12 protein-coding genes are annotated in these 19,076 nt (G+C 61.6%); 8 read left to right on the top strand and 4 right to left on the bottom strand.

What is annotated here, in order from left to right; all coding sequences use genetic code 11:
- Positions 1 to 127: 127 nt before the first annotated feature.
- The 5 genes from metA (at position 128) to ACT8II_RS00970 (ending at position 11,864) form a co-directional block, all read left to right on the top strand.
- Positions 128 to 1,054 carry a homoserine O-acetyltransferase MetA gene (metA, locus tag ACT8II_RS00950; protein ID WP_443812805.1) on the top strand — a complete coding sequence of 309 codons (927 nt, stop codon included), beginning with the start codon at positions 128 to 130 and terminating at the stop codon, positions 1,052 to 1,054.
- Between the two features lie 521 nt (positions 1,055 to 1,575).
- Entirely contained in the window at positions 1,576 to 4,479 is a 2,904-nt protein-coding gene (locus ACT8II_RS00955) for an ATP-dependent helicase (protein ID WP_443812806.1), read from the top strand.
- A 426-nt stretch (positions 4,480 to 4,905) separates the two neighbouring features.
- The gene (locus tag ACT8II_RS00960) at positions 4,906 to 9,114 is read left to right on the top strand and encodes a family 20 glycosylhydrolase (protein ID WP_443812807.1); all 4,209 of its coding nucleotides are present in this window, start codon (positions 4,906 to 4,908) and stop codon (positions 9,112 to 9,114) included.
- 261 nt (positions 9,115 to 9,375) lie between these two features.
- The gene (gene brnQ, locus ACT8II_RS00965; protein WP_443812808.1) at positions 9,376 to 10,695 is read left to right on the top strand and encodes a branched-chain amino acid transport system II carrier protein; all 1,320 of its coding nucleotides are present in this window, start codon (positions 9,376 to 9,378) and stop codon (positions 10,693 to 10,695) included.
- A 206-nt stretch (positions 10,696 to 10,901) separates the two neighbouring features.
- Entirely contained in the window at positions 10,902 to 11,864 is a 963-nt protein-coding gene (locus ACT8II_RS00970) for an ROK family protein (protein ID WP_118652926.1), read from the top strand.
- Positions 11,865 to 12,032: 168 nt separating this feature from the next.
- On the opposite strand, the gene ACT8II_RS00975 is transcribed toward ACT8II_RS00970, so the two are convergent.
- Both ACT8II_RS00975 and ACT8II_RS00980 read right to left on the bottom strand, forming a co-directional pair.
- Positions 12,033 to 13,268 (bottom strand): MFS transporter, encoded by a 1,236-nt coding sequence (locus ACT8II_RS00975; protein WP_443812809.1) that lies wholly within the window; start codon positions 13,266 to 13,268, stop codon positions 12,033 to 12,035.
- Positions 13,269 to 13,338: 70 nt separating this feature from the next.
- Complete coding sequence (locus tag ACT8II_RS00980; RefSeq protein ID WP_294158315.1) at positions 13,339 to 14,187, bottom strand: histidinol-phosphatase HisJ family protein; 849 nt, start codon at positions 14,185 to 14,187, stop codon at positions 13,339 to 13,341.
- 310 nt (positions 14,188 to 14,497) lie between these two features.
- On the opposite strand from ACT8II_RS00980, the gene ACT8II_RS00985 reads away from it, so the two are divergent.
- Both ACT8II_RS00985 and nhaA read left to right on the top strand, forming a co-directional pair.
- A complete protein-coding gene (locus ACT8II_RS00985) occupies positions 14,498 to 15,439 on the top strand; it encodes a DHH family phosphoesterase (protein ID WP_443812810.1) in 942 nt (313 codons plus the stop codon).
- Positions 15,440 to 15,633: 194 nt separating this feature from the next.
- Complete coding sequence (nhaA, locus tag ACT8II_RS00990) at positions 15,634 to 16,989, top strand: Na+/H+ antiporter NhaA (protein WP_302742481.1); 1,356 nt, start codon at positions 15,634 to 15,636, stop codon at positions 16,987 to 16,989.
- Between the two features lie 331 nt (positions 16,990 to 17,320).
- Here nhaA and ACT8II_RS00995 read toward each other — a convergent pair whose 3' ends face one another.
- Positions 17,321 to 17,575: a hypothetical protein gene (locus ACT8II_RS00995; protein ID WP_118652936.1), complete on the bottom strand. Its 255-nt coding sequence runs from the start codon at positions 17,573 to 17,575 to the stop codon at positions 17,321 to 17,323.
- A gap of 10 nt (positions 17,576 to 17,585) precedes the next feature.
- Positions 17,586 to 18,719, bottom strand: coding sequence for an 8-oxo-dGTP diphosphatase MutT (mutT, locus tag ACT8II_RS01000; RefSeq protein WP_443812811.1), 1,134 nt, complete (start codon positions 18,717 to 18,719; stop codon positions 17,586 to 17,588).
- A gap of 184 nt (positions 18,720 to 18,903) precedes the next feature.
- On the opposite strand from mutT, the gene ACT8II_RS01005 reads away from it, so the two are divergent.
- Complete coding sequence (locus ACT8II_RS01005) at positions 18,904 to 19,062, top strand: hypothetical protein (RefSeq protein WP_330005830.1); 159 nt, start codon at positions 18,904 to 18,906, stop codon at positions 19,060 to 19,062.
- The last annotated feature ends 14 nt before the right edge of the window (positions 19,063 to 19,076 follow it).

The following is a 19,076-nucleotide window of genomic DNA, read 5'->3' on the forward strand; positions in this document are numbered from 1 at the left end:
GCGGCGCAGGCGCGCACGCGCGGCGTCCGTGGCGCGCGCTTCGCTCCGGCATCGGTTCGCATCGAGCCCACCTCCCGGCGCACGCGTTTGTGTCGTACCATAGGGGAACGTGAACCAAGGAGGCCCCATGCCCATTCGCATTCCTGACGCTCTGCCCGCCACCGCGGCATTGGAGAGCGAGAACATCTTCGTCATGACCGAGTTCCGTGCCCTCCACCAGGACATTCGTCCGCTTCGTGTGTTGATCTTGAACCTCATGCCCACCAAGATCGCCACCGAGACGCAAATCATGCGCAAGCTCTCCAATACGCCTCTGCAGATCGAAGTCGAGCTGCTGCGCACGCGTAGTCACGAGGCGAAAAACGTCTCCCCCGAGCACCTGGAGACCTTCTACCGCACGTTCGACGAGGTGCGCCATGAGCACTTCGACGGCCTCATCATCACAGGAGCGCCGGTTGAGAAGCTTGACTTCGCGGATGTCGACTACTGGGACGAGCTGGTAGACATTATGGATTGGTCTACCACAAATGTGCACTCCACGTTGCACATCTGTTGGGGCGCGCAGGCGGGGCTCTTTCATCATTACGGCATCGACAAACACGCGCTGCCCGCCAAGCTCTCTGGCGTGTACGAGCATCGTATTGAGAAGCCGAGTTCGCCTTTGGTGCGTGGCTTGGACGACCGCTTTTTCGCGGTGCATTCGCGCTACACCGGGGTCGATGAGGCCGCGGTGCGCGCGCATCCGGAGCTCGAGGTCATCGCGAGTTCGTCCGAGGCAGGGCTCTACCTGGTAAAAAGCGTGGATAGTCGGCGGTTCTTCGTGTTTGGGCATCCCGAGTACGACGCCGATACGTTGCAGCTCGAGTACGAGCGCGACGTGCGTGCAGGCATTAATCCAGACGTGCCGGTGAACTACTTCCCCGGCGACGATCCGGCGCGCGAGCCCTTATGTACATGGCGCGCCCAGGCGCAGCTCATCTACACGAACTGGCTCAATTATTATGTGTACCAGACCACGCCTTACGATGTGACTCGCGTTGGTGTCGGGAAATAACTCATAGCTCTGAGCGCCGCCCTCCCTCCGGGAGGGCTCCTTTATGTAGCGAAGTGACCTCGGGCCTTGGTGCACCTTCGCTACTTGGAAGCGTCTTCAACCTGCCCCATTCGTCGGTGTTGCACAGCTTTCGGTTACGCAAATTCGCAAATGCGGGGATAAAAATGAGGAGCGTCGCATAGAGGGGATGAGGGCATCGTTCTGACCTGCGGGTTTATTAAGTGGGATGGCGTGTCTATCGAAGGGTTGGGAAATTAACCCCGCATTTGCGTATTTATGCGTTCATGACGCCCTTTTTGTCGGCCGAGATTCCACCGTGGCTGTTTTGGATCACGCCGGGGCAGCACTGGATCACACCGGGGCCGTTTTGGATTCCCCCGAGGCTGTTTTGCCCCGGTTGCGCGCTTCCGAGTGTGGGGGCTTTGCGGTTGGCTCGGTTTGTCTGGGCGTCTCGTTATACTGGATAGGCTCAAAAGACGACGGCCCGCAGCCTCGTCGACGATGTGTTTTGGAGAGATGGCATGACCAATCAGCCTAATTTGTGGGATGCACAGCCCTCTGCGCCCGACCCCGACGTTGTCCCGCTTGATGCGTATGGGGCAGAGCCCGAGCATGCCGAGGCCCCCGCAGACTATGTTCCCGCGGATTATGAGCCTTCTGCGGTGGATGTCGCTCCAGTGCATGTTTCGGTTCCCGGGGTCTCGACCTATGTTGCTCCGACGGTGGCGCTCGCGCCCGCCCGCCCGCTTGTAGATATCGACTCGCTCAATCCCGCCCAGCGCGAGGCGGTCCTCACCACCGAGGGCCCGCTGCTCGTGCTCGCGGGTGCCGGCTCCGGCAAGACACGTGTCCTGACCTTCCGCATCGCCCGCATGATTGGCGACCTCGGCATCCGTCCGTGGCAGATCCTCGCCATTACCTTTACCAACAAGGCGGCTGCCGAGATGCGCGAGCGTCTCTCCGCCATGCTGCCCGATGGCGGCATGCGCGGCATGTGGGTGTGCACCTTCCACGCCATGTGCGTGCGCATCCTGCGGGAGGATGCCGACCTGCTGGGCTACACCGGCCAGTTCACCATCTATGACGACGATGACTCCCGCCGTATGGTGCGCGAGATCATGACGCAGATCGGTATCGAGCAAAAGCAATACCCCGTCAACATGATCCGCTCCAAGATCTCCACGGCCAAAAACGCCATGATCGGCCCGGAGGAGTTCATCGAGAAGGCGAGCTCCCCGCAGGAGCAGAAGGCGGGTCAGGTGTATCTGGAGCTCGAGCGCCGTCTGCGCGCCGCGAACGCCATGGACTTCGACGACCTGCTCGTCCGCACGCTCGAACTGCTGCGTACGCGCCCCGAGGTGCTGGAGAAGTACCAGGAGCGCTTCCGTTACATCAGCGTCGACGAGTACCAGGACACCAACCACGTCCAGTACGAGATCGCCAACCTGCTCGCCGCCAAGTACCAGAACCTCATGGTCGTGGGCGACGACGATCAGTCCATCTATTCCTGGCGCGGCGCCGACATCTCGAACATCCTCGACTTCGAGAAGGACTTCAAGCAGGCTAAGGTTGTCAAGCTCGAGCAGAACTACCGTTCGACCGGCCATATCCTCGCCGCCGCCAACGCCGTGGTGCGCAACAACTCGCAGCGCAAGGACAAGCGCCTGTTCACCGATTTGGGCGACGGCGAGAAGATCCAGTCTTACCAGGCGAGCGACGAGCGCGATGAGGGCCGTTGGATCGCCTCGGAGATCGAGAAGCTGCACGTTGGTGGCATGAGCTACGACGACATGGCGGTCTTTTACCGCACCAACGCGCAGTCCCGCATCTTGGAAGATATGTTCCTGCGCGCGGGCGTGCCGTACAAGATCGTGGGAGGCACGCGATTCTTCGATCGCGCCGAGATCCGCGACGTCATGGCGTACCTCAAGATGATCGTGAACCCCGCCGACGAGATGAGCGTCAAGCGCGTTATCAACACCCCGCGCCGCGGCATCGGATCCACCTCCATTTCCAAGATCGAGGACCTTGCACGCACCAACCGCTGCTCGTTCTTCCAGGCGTGCGAGATCGCCACGGCGGAGACGGGCATGTTCTCCGCCAAGGTCCGTAATGCCCTGGGCGACTTCGTCTCGCTTGTGCGCGAGGGGCGCCGCGTGGACGGCGAGCTCAAGGATGTCGTCGAGATGATCGTCGACAAGAGCGGCCTGATTCAAGCGTTCCGTGCCGAGGCGACGATGGAGGCGGAGAGCCGCGCCGAGAACATCCAGGAATTCCTGGGCGTCGCCGCCGAATTCGAGGAGACGCACGAGGACATCGAGGGCACGCTCGAGAGCCTCGAGGAGCTGCGCGCCGCTGGCGTCGCGGGAGTGCCGGAGGCGGGCTCTGCCACGCCAGGTGCCGCCGGCACCGATGCGATGGTGGCCAAGGGAGCCGACATGCGCGATGCCTCGGCGCTTGGCAATCCGCTCGATGCGCTTGCGGCAGCCGTTACCTCGCCTCAGGGCGCGTTGGCGTCGATGGTTGCTGCGCCCGCCCCCGCTCTGAACGCCGCCGCCATCGCCGCGGCGGAGGTCGAGCGCACGTACGGACAGCTCGCCTGCAAGGCCCTGCCCGCCCTCCTCGAGTGGCTCGCCCTGCGCAGCGACCTCGATGCGCTGGCGGGGGAGACCCACGCCATCACGATGATGACCGTCCATTCCGCGAAGGGCTTGGAGTTCCCGGCGGTGTTCGTCGCCGGTATGGAGGAGGGCATCTTCCCGCATGTCGCCGGCTGGACCGATGACGACCCGGCCAAGCTCGAGGAGGAGCGCCGTCTCGCGTACGTGGCCATCACGCGCGCCCGCAAGCGCCTGTTCCTCACCTACGCTGCCACGCGCCGTACCTACGGCTCCACCCAGGCAAATCCCCGTTCTCGCTTCGTGAACGAGATCCCGTCGGAGCACATCGAATTCTCTGGCATCGGATCGTCCGGTTTCGAGGGGACGGGCTGGGAGAAGCGCGGCGACCGTCGCGGCACGTTCGGTTCCGGCAAGGGCTCCGATATGTACGGCGGTCGCGTGTTCGGCTCTTACACCCGCTCGACGCCCGGCACGCAACGTCGCACCGCGATCAGCCCCGACGCCGGGCGCGTGGGTGCTGTGGGTGCAGGCGCGGGAGCGAGCTCGGCGCCCCGCAAGCCGTCGACCTTCGGCTCCGGTGCGCCCCGACCCAAGAAGGCCAGCGTGTCCGCCACGGTCGAGCGCGAGCGCGACGCAACTGCTGCTGCCACGAGTTTCGCGGCGGGCGATCGCGTGAGCCACAAGACGTTCGGCCCGGGCACGGTTATCTCCGCCGCTGGCGATATGATCGAAGTCCAGTTCGAGCGCTCCGGTCAGACCAAGAAGCTCATGAAGGGCTTCGCTCCCATCGTCAAGCTGAGTTGACGCTTTCCGCGGCGCCCGACCTACCGTTCAAACGTCGGCTGCCGTGCACAACGCGTTCGGCTCGCCTTCAATCGTCGGGCGCCACGAACAAACGCGCGCTCTTCGTTCGCGCTAACCTCGGGCTCTACGGATTCCATTTTAGGGCGGGGCGCTCCCCAAGTGAATTGCGCCCCGCCCTCTGCTTTGCATAGATAATTGGATGTGTTGCATCGCGCAACGTACCGCTTGCCGAGAAAAAGCGACCGTTGCTGGGGTGCGAATTGCCCATTGAATCTATATGTTTATGTGCATGCGACAATCATGCGGCTATGCATGCAGAGTGATTGAGCAGGATAACGAGGGGAGGCGGATCGGCGCAGGCCGGCCAATGGGACTCCTGTGGGTTCTGTCACTCGGCATGCCGGAGGCTCGCAGAAAGGAGCATGTATGGTTCGAATGCATCTCAATATGTATAAGGGAGGTGTAAGCCGGAGACTTGCTGCCATCGCGCTGCTTGCATGGGCGCTTTGTTGCGCTTTGGGACCCATGCGTGCGTTTGCTGTTGACGGTGTGGTCGATACTGTGAACGTCAACCACCTGCTTGGTGGGACGGCGACCGCGAGTGCCTACGAGGACAACAACGATAAGCTCAAACCCGACCATGCCATCGACGGCAAGACCGATACGCGTTGGTCGAGCAGCTCGGCAAAGCCCAACAAGGACGATACAACCTGGCTTGCCGTCGACCTCAAGCAAGACGCCAAGCTGCAGTTCTTCGACATCCAGTTCGAGGAGCGCAAGGTTGCGGTCAAGCCCAGCAACGTAAAGGGCTTTGATATTCAGTATCAGACCCCAGGCAGCGACGAGTGGAAACTGGCCAAGACCGTCGAGAGCGTCAAGAGTGGCGATGGTTACGAGACTCACGTTCGCGTGATGCTTGACGAGCCCATCGTGGCCTCCAAGATCCGCCTGACCAACTTCGACATCGTTGCGGGCGACACGCAGTGGAACGGCGCATCCGTGGTTGAGCTCGCCGCCTATACGAACGAGCAGGCTGTGACCCAGTCGCTCAGCAGCGTGGTGAAGAGTCTTGAGCAGATGGGGGAGCAGACTGTCGCGCTCGACGCCGCGTCCATCTCCCTTCCCGAGGTCCCCGAGGGCTTCACCGTCCAGTTGAATGGAGCGGACTTCGAGCAGGTCATCGGTGATGACCTGAGCGTGGTTCACCCTCTGGTCGATAAGGTCGTGCAGGTATCGTGGAAGGTGACCAAGGACGGTAGCGATGAGACCGCCGAGACCAAGGACATCCCCTATGTGGTGAAGGGCGCCAAAACGCAGGAGCAGGGCAAAAACGCCAAGCCCTCCGTTGTGCCCGAAATCCAGGAGTGGTTCTCCGACTCGACGGCCAAGCTCTCCCTCGACACCGTGACCGCGATTACCTATTCCGATGCCTCGCTCAAGGCAATTGCCGAGGAATTCGCAGACGACTACAAGACCTTTACCGGTCGCGATCTGACGATCGAGCAGGTCGGCGCAAAGGCCGGCGCGTTCAACTTCACGCTGGCGTCCCCCGAGGGCGATGCGCTTCTTGGGGATGAGGGCTATGCCATGACCATCGATGCCGACAGCATCGACGTGGTGGCACCCGCCGTGACCGGCAACATGTACGCTATGCAGACCATCCTGCAGATGTACAAGCTCGACACGGACGGGTTCCCCATTGGCCAGATGCGCGACTATCCGCGCTTCGAAGTGCGCGGCTTCATGTGGGACGTGGCGCGTAAGCCCGTGTCCCTCGACATGATGAAGAACGTGGCGCGCACCATGCGTTACTACAAGATGAACGACTTCCAGGTCCATCTTTCCGACAACCTGATCTTCCTCGAGGATTACGGCGCGGAGGAAAACCAGTGGCAGGCCTATAGTGCCTTCCGTTTGCAGACGGATGTGGCCAATGCCGAGGGCGAGACCCCCACGGCAAAGGACTACTCCATTACCAAGGACCAGATGCGTGACTTCATTCAGTCCGAACGCGCCCTTGGCATGAACATCGTCCCCGAGATCGACATGCCCGCGCATGCTGTGGCCTTTACCAAGGTGTGGCCTGAGCTCGGCGTGCACAACACCAGGGTCACGACGGCTGGGAACACGACGCGTTCCGCTATCGACCATCTCGATGTGACCAAGCCCGAGACCATGGAACTCATCAAGGATATCTTCGATGATTACACTACGGGCGAAAACGAGGTTTTCGACGACGAGACCGTCGTGCACATCGGCGCAGACGAGTTCATCATCCCCAACGGTCGCCCGGCATATTGCAACTTCTATAACGACCTCGTGCCGCACCTCAAGGCAAACGGCAATACCGTACGCGTATGGGGCAGCTTTGACAGCAGCTACCTGCAGGGTGGTGGCACCGAGCCCGGTCCTGAGGGCATCGAGAACGTTCAGATGAACATCTGGTCTCTTGGTTGGGCGAACCCTCGGCGCATGCACGATAAGGGCTTCGATCTTATCAACATCCTCGATTCCTATGGCTACATGGTCCCCAATGGTGGCGGCAATCGCGGTGCATACGGCGACTACCTCAACTCCGAGGGGCTGTACAACTCGTTCGATCCCAACAACTTTGGCGGTACCGTGCTGCCATCTGGCGATAAGCAGGTGCTGGGATCCGCATTCGCCATCTGGAACGACAATATCGACACACGCGCATCCGGTCTATCTGAGGCCGACGAGTTCACGCGCTTCTTCGATGCGATGCCTGTGTACGCAGAGAACAACTGGGCTGCTACCGGCAAGGAAAAGGGCGAGGGAAGCAAGGGGTATCAGAACCTTCGCTCTCTCGTGGAGACGGCCGGCTACGGTCCGGGCGTGAATCCGTACGGCGAGGCTTCCCTCAAGGGCGATTCCTACGAGGAGTTCGACTTCGAGCAGGGCCTCGACGATGTGAGTGAGAACGGCCGCGACCTTACGGAGGGCAAGAACGCGGAGGTGGAGAACGGCAAGCTCACATTGAGCGGTGGCGAGTCCTATGTTGACGGTGCGATCGACAAGATTTCGACCGGCACCTCGCTCTCCTTTGACATCGAGCTCACCGAGCCTGCCTGTCCCGGCGATATCCTCTTTGAGGCCGATGCGCCGTACGGCACGTTGGATATTCGCGTGATGGACGACGGACGGCTTGGCTTTACGCGCGAGCTGTACAACTACTACTTCGACTATAAGCTGCCAGTGGGCAAGTCGGTTCACGTTGAGATTGTCACCAGCGTGCAGGAGGCAACGCTCAAGATCGACGGCGAGGCCATCGGGACGGCACGTGGCAGCTTTTACAACGCCGATGCGGGCAAGGTGACCAAGGAGGGCATTACCAATGCCACCTTTACCCTGCCTCTGCAGCGCATAGGGTCCAAGACGCAGGCGATCGCCGCGACTATGGACAACGTGGTGGTCAAACCTGCCGTCGAGGAACCCGAGATCGATGAGTTCAACAAGAAGGCCTGGACGGCAACGACCAATAGCCAGACCCTTCAAGGCGAAACCGCCGGCGGCCACATCGAGCAGGCCTGTGACAACGACGATGCCACCATCTGGCATTCCAATTGGAAGGACGTAACGGAAGGTAACGCCGACGGGCACCTGTCCGTGACGAACCCCATATACGCCGAGATCGATTTCGGTAAGGGCTATGCCATCAATCAGTTCTCCTTTACGCCGCGTAAGGGGCAGAACAGCGGCCAGGTGACCGAGGCGAACCTGTTCATTCGCACGGAGAAGGATGGAGAATGGAAGCAGGTCGCCAAAGGTGCCACGTTCAAGGCGGATGATTCCAAGAAGATCATCTCGTTCGACGAGCAGACAGTGTACGGCGTGCGCTTTGAGGCGACCAAGTCCAATGACGAGTGGGTTGCCGTTTCCGAGTTCGACATCGCCAACAAGCCCGCACCCGCAAGCACGGTGTTCGCGCGCGGCATGAGCTATGTCGCCGCGCAGGACGGGTCGCTCGACATGTCCACGGGTGAGTTGGGTGGTATCGTGACGGGATCGGTCGAGGACGCGGATGCCTCCGACGCCGTGTTCCGTGCGGACGTCAAGCCCGGCTCCAAGGTGACTCTCACGGCAACGGCCAGTGACGACATGGAGTTCGTGGGCTGGTTTGCCCCCTGGTCAAGTGAGCCTCTGAGCGAAGAGACTTCCTATGAGGTTGCAGCCGACTACAGCGTTGCGCTTGAGGCGCGCTTTAAGCGCTCCAATGAGACGCCTGCTCCCCCTGTGCCTACGACTCATACGGTGACCTTCATGGTTGACGGCGAGCAGTATCACAAGGCTGAGGTGGCCGATGGCGAGACGGCCGCGGCGCCGCAGAATGATCCGGTTAAGGACGGCTACACCTTCAAGGGCTGGTATCTCAACGGCGAGCTGTATTCGTTTGAGGCGCCCGTGACGAGCGACTTGACGCTCGTTGCGAAGTTCTCGAAGAAGGACGCGCCGTCTGAGAAGCCGGGCGAGAAGCCCGGGCAGGGCTCGACGCAGAAGCCCGATTCTGGGTTGCCCCAGACGGGTGATAGCTCGATGCTCGTGATTGGTGGCGTTGCGGTGGCTGCTGTGGCTGTAATCTCCGCTGGCGTTATTGTGAGGCGTCGCAAGCAGTGACTGCTGCACGCGCGTAACGTTACCTGATCGCCGATGATAGGGCGGGGCACCCTGAGGGTGCTCCGCCTTTTCATGTTGTGCGTCGCCGTGCCTCGTCGCAATGTGAGCGCCTTCCGCTCATGTCAAATGTTGACGCTGTGTTAATCCGTTGCATTGTGGGGTGCTGAACGCATAATCTCGCACGCCTCGTGCATATTGTGAGAACTACTCCCCTCTGGTAAAGTACGAGCACTACGGCGGAATCGCGGGAACGGGGAGACTATGACTACTGGTAAGTTGACATCGAGGCAGTCCCTATTCGTGGGCGTTACCCTCTTTTCCATGTTCTTCGGCGCAGGCAACCTGATTATCCCGCCCTTACTGGGTTTGCAGGCGGGTGAGGCCGTGGTTCCCGCCATGGTCGGTTTCCTCGTTACGGGTATCGGTCTGCCCATGCTCGGCATTATCGCGGTTGGCCTCGCGGGCACTATCCGCGACCTCGCCTCGCGCGTGCACCCGCTGTTCGCGCACGTCTTCGTTGCGGCGAATTACCTGGCAATCGGTCCGTGCCTCGCCATTCCGCGCACCTCTTCCACCTCGTTTGAGATGTTTGAGCCGCTGCTCCCCGCGGGGCTTTCGCTCGAGGTGGCGCGCCTCGTGTTCTCGGTCGTGTTCTTCGCCGTTGCCTACCTGCTCGCCATGCATCCGAGCGCTCTCACGCGCCTGCTCGGTCGCATCACCGGCCCCGCCCTCATCGCGCTGCTGGTCTTCGTGATCGGTGCCGCGCTCTTCGACCCCGCATCCAGTCTCGAGGCCGCCCATGCCGCGTACGCCTCTGCCCCCGCTATGTCTGGCTTCCTCACGGGTTACCAGACCATGGATCTGCTGGCGTCGCTCACGTTCGGCATCGTCATCGCCACGAATATCCGCGAGCTCGGCGTGACGGACGATGCCGGCCTCACGCGCGAGGTTTCCCGTGCGGGCATATTCGCGGGCGTGCTCATGGGCATCATCTACTGCGGCTTGGCGCTGGTGGGCGTCAACATCGCCGCTGTTCTGCCCGGCGCTACCAACGGTGCCGAGATCCTTGCTGCCTCCGCCGGTCAGCACTTCGGTACGGTGGGCACGGTGGTCGTTGCGGCAATCTTCCTGCTTGCCTGCCTCAATGTGTGCATCGGTCTCATCAGCTGTTGCGGCACGTACTTCTCCGACGAGTTCCCGCGCATTCCATATCGCGTGTGGGCACTGGGTTTTGCCGTGTTCTCCTGCGTGGTGTCGAACTTCGGGCTCGATGCCATCCTCACGTTCTCCGTCCCACTGCTCAACGCGATGTACCCCATGGCGATCGTCCTGGTTGTGATGGGCATGCTGCATAAGGTGTGCGATGGCATGCCCGCCGTGTGGCCATGCGCCGTGGGCTTAACCGCCGTCGTGAGCATTGCCACCTCTTTGCGCGACGCGTTTTTCACCGGCGCTTGGCTGCCGTTCGACGTCCTGCCCTTTGCCGATTTGGGCATGAATTGGGTTGTGCCCGCACTGCTCGGAGCGTTAATCGGCGTTGTGGTGTCGTTTGCCGGCAAAAAGCCCCAAAGCGCGTCCTAAGTGAGTGCTTTTCCTGCGTTTGTACCCTCCGAATCGTATGAAAAGCGCCTGCTCGGTGAATTGGGTGATGGTGTCGGGCCTCTTGGGCTCCGGGGCCTCCGGGCGATATGCTGCCCATTCGTTTGGCATGATGGCGGCAGGTAGCGGTATAGTTGGAGCCAGCGATTGAGGCGGGCACATGGACCTGCCACACGAAGGGAGCTCCAATGACCGAAAGCAAGCAGTACTACATTGGCATCGACGTGGGAGGCACCTCCGTCAAGGAGGGCCTGTTCGACGAGGACGGCAACCTACTCGGCAAGGTGAGCGTGCCAACCCCCTCTTTGGCCAATGAGGAGGGCTACGCGGCGGTCGTGGGCGGCATCGAGGAGCTCATGGCGTCCGTGCAGCAGCCCATGCTGTTCGTGCGCGGCGTCGGTCTGGCGCTGCCGTGCCCCGTTCCCGCGAGCGGCAACATCACGCTTGCCGCCAACATCAAGATCAACGCCCCCGAGCTCAAGGAGGCACTCGAGTCTCGCTGTCCCCATGCCGCCGTGCGCTACGTGAACGATGCGAACGCGGCTGCCATGGGGGAGCTGTGGCGTGGTAGCGCCAAGGGTCATCGCAGCATGGTCATGGTGACGATCGGCACCGGTTTGGGCGGTGGCGTCGTGGTGAACGGCGATGTGATCGACGGCGCGTTCGGTGCGGGCGGCGAGATCGGCCACATGTGCGTGAACCCCGACGAGACCCGTGTGTGCGGCTGCGGCAACAAGGGCTGCCTCGAACAATACGCCTCCGCCACCGGCGTGGTGAGCAACTACCTGCATGAGTGCAAGGTCCGTGGCGTCGACCCCATCGAACTTTCCGGCACGAGCGACTCCCGCGCCGTGTTCCAGGCGTGCCGTGAGGGCGACGAGGTCGCCTGGGCTGCCGTTGAAACGATGACCGACTATCTCGCCCGCGGCCTGCAGATCATCTCTGCTGTGGTCGATCCCGAGGTGTATGTCTTGGGCGGCGGCGCTTCTGCTTCTGCGGACGTATATTTGGACAAGCTGCGCGAGAAGTATGCCGCTTGCGCTCTCTCTGTGAGTACCAAGACTCCCATTGAGGTCGCCGAGCTCGGCAACGATGCGGGTATCATCGGTGCTGCGTACGTGGCGCTGCGCGCCGCTGCGTGCGAGGTGTAGACGAGCGTCGTGCACTCGCCGCATGACTGTCCGCTGTCCTACTCGACGGCGTGTGCGGATCGCTGTAGATGAAGAGGCCGGTTCCAAATGGAGCCGGCCTCTTGTTTTGCATGCGGTGTTTGTCCTCGAACTGCCACATTGGGAGGTTCGAGGGGGGCTTTCTTCCTGTCAGCGCGTCGCGTTGCCCGGGGCGGCGTTGGCCTTGCGCACGGCAAGCTCGGCAAGGACGGTATTGGTAACGAGGAGCGCCGCAATCATATAGGGAATGAGCACCGCTCCACCCGCACCGGCGACGAGCCCAAAGACGGGCGGCACGAGCATGGAGCCCGCATACGCGCATGCCATTTGCAGGCTGACCAGCCCCTGGGACGCCTTGGCGCTAAAGCGCTTGGGCGTGAGGGCGACGATGCTGGGGTAGATGGGAGCACACCCAAGACCCATAAGCAGAATGGAGATACCGGCGGCAACAGGCCCGTCAAACACCAGGAGCGAGAAGATGCCGAGGGTGATGAGCGCTTGGCCAATGCGGATCTGGTTCTCGCTTGTGAGCCATTGGGCAACAAAGCCCGACACGAGGCGTCCGATGGTGATGCCCATAAAGAATTGTGCAACGATGGAAGCCGCCGTTGCCGTGTCGATGGAGCGCGCCATGACGAGGTAGCTGGCAATCCACAGGCCAATGGAGCCCTCGAGCGCGCAGTAGGAGCCAAAGGAACCGATGGAGGCGATGGCACCCGGGAATCTAAGTAGCTCTCGGTTCGTGAGGGGGCGTTCGCCAGAGGGCTGCTTACGGGGAGCACCGGTGTCAAAGGCAGGTTCGATCGCCGTGCCCTCATTTGCATCGGTCGCCTCCGCGTCGGTTGATTTCCACAGAGGAAGTGAGAGGAACAGGGCCGCCGTGATTGCGGCCTGGATAAGGCCGATACCGAGGTATCCGCCATGCCAACTCAAGGGGCTGGCGAGGGCCCAGCCCATAACGAGCGGGCCCACGCTCGCGCCGACACCCCAGCAGCAGTGTAGCCAGCTCATGTGGCGTGCGCCGTAATGCAGAGCAACGTAGTTGTTGAGGGCGGAATCGATGGCACCCGCGCCTAGACCGTAGGGAATGGCGATGAGGCAGAGCTGCCAGAACGCGTTCGTTGTAGAGAAGCCGAGGATCGCCGCAGCGGTGAGGCCAACCGAAAGTGCGGTGAGCTTGCCGGTGCCGAGCTTGTGGACCAGGCGCGCGGTGAGCAGTGACGAGGTGATCGTACAGCAGCTGATGATGATGGAGATGAGGCTTTGTGCGGCAACGGGCGCGGCGAGGTCGACGTGCATGACGGGCCATGCGGTGCCGAGCAACGAGTCGGGAAGGCCGAGCGAGATAAACGTGAGATAGATGACGGCGAGAAGGAGAGAGGCCATTGATGCTCCGGGGTTGATGGGACGAGGTGGACGGCAAGACGTGCTTCGGCGCTATGCCGACAGGGAGAGCCTACAGCCTATGGAAGATCGGCTCCATGTGGTCGAAGGTGCAGAACTCGGTAAAGCCGATTTCCTGCAGGCGCTCGCGCATCATGGGGATGTGCGCGCCAAGGTGTTCGGGCTTGTGCGAGTCGCTGCCGATGGTGAGGATACGGCCGCCGAGGTCGTGGTAGAGGCTCAGGATCTCAACGCTGGGGGTGAGATCGGACAGGCCGTATCGGACGGAGGAGGTATTGAGCTCGATGCCCTTGTCGCGGCGAATCGCCTCTTCAAGAATTTCCGCCACGATGTCGCGAACGTTCACGTCGGGCCAGGGTCCGAGCGGGTCGTAGCGCTTGATGTGGTCGAGGTGTCCGATAACCGACCAATGGTCGAAGTTCTGGACAACGCGCAGCATCTCCTCGTAGTGCTGCATGTTGTACTGCTCCTGCGTCCTGCCCTCCTGGAACGTTCCATCCCAAAACTCCTGGTCACCAACCTGGTGGATGGACAGGATGATGAAGTCCCATGCATTGGCGTGCTGGTCGAACAGCGTCTGGTACTTGTCGAGCGTGTGCGATTGCACGCCGAATTCCATACCCGTTTTCACCGTGAGCTCCGGTGCAAATCGCTCGCGCGCCCGCTCGATGGCGGGGAAGTAGCGCTCGTAGTCGACGTTGATGGAGGGCTTGCCCTCAACGATCTTGGCGCAGGAGGGGTCGCGGCGGTATTCGTCCCAGTCGGGGCGCACGCCGTAGTCCACGTGGTCGGTGATGCAGATCTCGTCGAAGCCGCGTTCAACGGCGAGCGCGCAGACGTCTTCGAGCGGGAAGACGGAGTCGTCGGAGAAATCGGTGTGCACATGGTAATCGGCAAGCATGCTGGCTCCAATCAAGAAAGAGAATTCCCCTCGTCGATGGCGAAAGCCAATCGAATTGGCCGTGGACGTGCCGCCTGCAAGGATGCCCGACGCAAAAGCCGATCTCTGCGGCGCAGCGTGCGCGCGATGCCGTGCCGCGCATGGATCGACGAAGGGGGTGTTGCTATTCCGCACGTATGATACCGCGCCGATAACAGGGCTTCGTCAAAGAGACGGGTGTTTATCGTTAATACAGAGGCTTGCGAGGCGGGGTGACGTCTGCGCGTTACAATGGGAACATCCATGCATTCGCTACAAGGGAGGAGCCCTCATGGCAAACGTCCTCGTCTTCGGACACCAGAACCCCGACAACGACGCCATCATGTCGTCCGTCGTCCTGTCCCAGCTGCTCAACCAGGTCGAGTACCAGGGCAACAGCTACACCGCCTGCTGCTTGGGTCCGCTTCCCGCCGAGTCCGCCAAGCTCCTCGAGGACGCTGGCGTGGCTGCCCCGACGCTCATCGACGCCATCGAGCCCGCTGCCGAGGGCGACGATGCCCAGCTCGTTATCCTGACCGACCACAACGAGCCCGGCCAGTCCGTCACCGGCCTCGAGAACGCCACCATCTTCGGCGTTGTGGATCACCATCGCTTCGGCGACTTCACCACCGCCGCTCCGCTGCACATCGTGGCGTTGCCTTGGGGCTCCTCCTGCTCCATCGTGGCCAAGCTGTTCGAGGTTCTGGGCGTTGAGCCCACGGACACGCAGGCCAAGCTGCTGCTGTCCGCCATGATGACCGACACCCTCATGCTCAAGAGCCCCACCGCCACCGATGTGGATGCCGCTATTGCCGCAAAGCTCGGCGAGCAGCTCGGCGTCGACCCGGTCAAGTTCGGCATGGAGGTCTTCCTCACCCGCCCGTCCGGCTCCTTCACCGCCGCCGAGATGGTCGGCAACGACATCAAGATGTTCGAGGTTGCTGGCAAGAAGCTCCTCATTGGCCAGTACGAGACCGTGGACAAGTCCCGCGCGCTCGGTATGATCCCCGAGATCCGCGAGGCCATGCGCGTTTACCAGGCCGAGAAGGCCGCTGATGGCATTGTGCTCTGTCTCACCGACATCATGGAGGAGGGCTCCCAGGTCCTGCTCGAGGGCGACACCGCCGCCGCGCAGAAGGGTCTCGGTATCGAGGACGTGGCCGAGGGCGTGTGGATGCCCGGCGTGCTTTCTCGCAAGAAGCAGGTCGCTGCCCCCATTCTCGCCGCGAACTAACGCTTCTCCAACAAGCGTGAGGCGCCCTGCAACGCATGTGCGGTGCAGGGCGCCTTTCTATGCCAGAGGTTGAGTTTTGCAATATGGATGCCCGGCAATTATGGATTCGCTCTAGAACCAATAATGGACATATGTCGCTCATATGTGCCCGCTGGGTAGGATAGTTCTCGATGTGAAAAGAGACGGGGAGTGGTATGGACGCACGCGAGCAGCTTTTCAACGAGACGCAGCGCAAGCGCATCGAGCGGCGCGATATTTGGGAACGCATCTCGGAAAATGGAACTATCGCCGCTGCCGTGATGGTTGTGGCGGCGATTGCCGCGGTTATCTGTGCCAACAGTGACGCTTATGAGGCGATTCACCATATCTTGATGGAGCCCATCCACGTGGGCATTGGTTCGCATACGATGGCGATCTCCATCGAGGTGTTCGTAAACGATTTCCTCATGGCGATCTTCTTCCTGCTCGTGGGCATCGAGCTCAAATACGAGATGACGGTGGGCGAGTTGAGGCGCCCGCGTCAGGCGCTGCTCCCCATGCTTGCCGCCGTGGGCGGCGTGGTGGTGCCAGCGACGATCTACATGCTGCTCAATCGCGGAAGCGGTTCGGCACAGGGCTGGGCTATTCCCATGGCAACGGACATCGCGTTCGCTCTTGGCGTGCTCTCGCTGTTGGGCAACCGCGTGCCCGCCGGCGTGCGCGTGTTCTTCTCGACCCTCGCTATTGCCGACGATCTCATCTCCATCGCGGCGATCGCCCTGTTCTACGGTCAGGCTCCCGATCTCATGTGGCTCCTAGCCGCCGCTGTGGTGACCGTATCCCTGTTCATGCTCAACAAGACGCAGCATTACCGCTTGGCGCCTTATATGGTGGGTGGATTCGTCCTCTGGGTGTGCCTGTTCAAGTCGGGCGTGCATGCCACGCTCGCGGGCGTCATTGTGGCGTTCGCGATTCCCGCGCGCTCGGGCATCCGCTTGGACAACCTGACTGACTGGCTGCGCGGTTATATGCCCGACCTGGTCGATTCTTACGATGAGGATGCGCATATCCTGGGACAGCACGACTTCACGCACGCCACCTTGGGTGCCGAGCGCGTTATGCATCGCGTCTCGCCCCCGCTCGTCCGCCTCGAGCGTAAGATCTCGACGCCGGTTAACTTTATCATCTTGCCGCTGTTTGCTTTCGTGAACGCTCAAGTGCGCCTGGTGGGCGTCGATGTGGTGCAGTTGGCATTCGACCCCGTGTCCATGGGTACGTACTTTGGCATGCTGCTGGGCAAGCCCATCGGCATTGTGGGGGTAACATTTCTGCTGGTGAAGCTTGGCATTGCCGAACTGCCAAGCAGGGTGACGTGGCGGCACATCGTGGGCGTTGGTATCTTGGGCGGCATCGGGTTCACCATGTCGATTTTGATCTCGGGCCTTGCGTTCCCCGCCGAGCCCTTCGAGATGCTCGCTGCCAAGGCCGCCATCCTCGCAGGATCCGTGAGCGCCGCGGTAATCGGCATGATTTACATGACGGTCGCCTGCAAGAAGGCGAAGCGCCCCTGACCTTACCGCGCGCATGGAGGCGCGCCTAGCCTTACCGCGCATGGAGGCGCGGCTAGCCTTACCGCGCGCGTGTAATGTCGAAAAAAATGAGATTGAAGCCCTTCACTTTCGACATTACACGCGCACAGCGCCTGCATTTGCTCGCGCGCGTTCGCACCACGCCTGATTGCGTTCGTACTGCGCTTGCGTTTGCCTGTGCCCGCATCGCGCCTGTGTCCGTCCGCATTCGCCCGTATTCGCCCACGTCCGTCCGCATCGCGCGCACGCACGCGCATGCACCTCAATTTGGAGCCCATCTCCAATTCGAGGTCCGGCGGGGTGCCCCTGCTGCCTACTCGACCGTGCCGTAGGTGGCGCCCCAGCCGTGCGCGGCGAGGGCGGAGTTGATTTGATCGCACAGCCTCGTGCGGTCGTACGTTCCCGGGGGCACGAGGTTCACGATTTCGAGCAAATCGGGCGCGAGGTCCAAAATCTCCGCCTGCACGATGAGGTCGAGACGCTCGATTGTCTCGCGCCCGGTGAACAGGCCGTCCACAAGGCGCTGCAGGTCGCCGAACTCCTCGGCTTGAAACATTCCCAGGTGCATGATGGGCTCCTTACTTGGTGGGCGAGGGGTCGTGGATTGGGGCGTCTGTCAAAATCGAGGCGGCATCCGGCGTTGGCGAGGCGTTCGGTTCGGCAGGGGCGTTTGAGGCGATTGGGGCGGTTTGCGACTCAGCCGCTGCCTTGTCCGTGCTCGCACCGGTGCTTGCCGCGCGCACGCGCTCAATCACGCGCTCCATTGTCTCATCGATGCGGTCGCGCTTGAGCTCGCATTCCCAAATGGTGATGGCGGTCCAGCCCAGTGCCTTGAGCTCGTCGAGCGCGCGTTGGTCACGCTCGACGTTACGGCGGAACTTCGCTTCCCAGAACTCGACGTTCTTCTTGGGGACGCTTGGATTGCAGTTGGGGCAGCGGTGCCAGTAACAGCCATTGACGAAGATGGCGATCTTGCGTCCGGGGAAGGCGATGTCTGGACGTCCGGGGGCCTTTGCCCAGTCGAGGCGGTAGCCGGTGAGCCCGGCGGCACGCAACCGTTGGCGCACAAGAAGCTCGGGCTTGGTGTCGCGCCGCTTGTTGCCCTGCATGGATTTGCGCACAGCGGCGCGGCGACGGACCAGGGCGGTTTGGCCGGCGGTCAGCTGCGAGGTGTCGATGCCGTCGAGGAGGTCGGGCTTCTTCGGGGCGCGCTTCTTTCGAGCGCGTTTTTTGCTGGCGCGCGTCCTGCCCTCATGCTCCTTGCCGACCTCGTCGCTCGTCTTAGGCTGACGGGCCCCTTCGCCGTTCGATTTCCGCGCGAGCTGTTCGAGGAGTTCCACAAGCTCGATATCGGCCGGCATCCATTCCAGCGTCGCGAGCGAGACCTGCGGTACCCAGCGCAGTTCGCGTTGACGGTCGTTGCCCTGAGGCTCCCCTTCATCTTCGGCAATTTGGCAAAAGAAGCAGTTCATCGAAAGATGGAAGTCGGGGTAGTCGTACTCGAGGGTGTAAAAATCTTGCAAGTTAGTGACGCGCACCTGCAGCTCCTCGAGCAGCTCTCGCCTGCACGCTTCCTCCGGCGTCTCGCCGTTCTCAATTTTGCCGCCGGGGAACTCCCACATGCCTGCCATGCTGCCATATCCGCGTTGAACGGCCAAAACTTCGCCACCCTCGCGCTGGATAATGCCCGCCGCCACGCGAACGTTCTTCATGCACGTCACCTCGCTTTGCGATGCTTCCAATCGCTGCTTCCGTTTTCCACAAGCAACCTTACACGAATGCAACCCTTCTGTAAGCCAAATCGATGGTTGTGCACGGGGGTTGCTGCGAGTATAGGGGTCGAAGAAAAAGACCAGCGCGCCAGTGTGCGCGAGCAGATGGGAAAGGACGTTTACGATGAAGGACATGATGATGAAGATGGACGCCGCGATTGTTCAGGGTGAGCCCACGCTCGTTCAGGCGAGCATGAGCCAGGTTGAGATGACGGTGTGGCTGTGCGTGATGGCGCTCATGGCATCGGGCATGCTCGCATTGCTTGCGCTGGTAAGCCGCTAGTCAGCTATTTGGCC

Source organism: Collinsella sp. (assembly GCF_052346665.1).
Taxonomy (GTDB): Bacteria; Actinomycetota; Coriobacteriia; order Coriobacteriales; family Coriobacteriaceae; genus Collinsella.